General features: G+C 42.3%; 1 protein-coding gene. It reads right to left on the bottom strand.

All coding sequences use genetic code 11. The features are described 5' to 3' along the window. Positions 1-58 precede the first annotated feature (58 nt). The coding region (locus OH458_RS22005; RefSeq protein WP_269979859.1) for a GNAT family N-acetyltransferase at positions 59-468 on the bottom strand (410 nt) is incomplete at its 5' end.

Here is a 468-nt window from a genome sequence, read left to right as displayed (position 1 = left end):
ACTAAACTCAACTTGAACTGAGATCGCCAAGCGTTGTGAATCCGTCTTAAACGCCTTGTTATGTGCGTACCAAAGACATTGGCACAAACCGAATTCCGTTGAACTCTGCTTCTTCACCTGTTGCTACGAAACCATTACGATTGTAAAAGCCAACAGCATTCACCGATGAACGTAGGCTAACTTCACAAGCGTCTGTCTGGTTAAGCAAATGATTCAATAAAGTACGACCTAAACCTGAACCCTGCTGTGAATTTGCAACAAACAAATGGGTTAGATAATTTCCACCACGCAAAGCGGCAAAACCTAAAACTTCCCCACCCGATACCGCCTTAATTGAAAAAAACTTCTCATCATCAAAAGTCGACGCTAAGTCAGGTAATACTCTGTCCTTATACTCTTGCTTTCCTTGTTCATTAAGCAATGGAAGCACATCCTTTGCAGAGACCTCTGAAACAAGCCTTGTTACTG

This window comes from Vibrio sp. MarTm2 (assembly GCF_027587055.1).
Classification (GTDB): domain Bacteria; phylum Pseudomonadota; class Gammaproteobacteria; order Enterobacterales; family Vibrionaceae; genus Vibrio; species Vibrio sinaloensis_D.
This window is presented reverse-complemented; position numbering and strand designations above follow the sequence as displayed.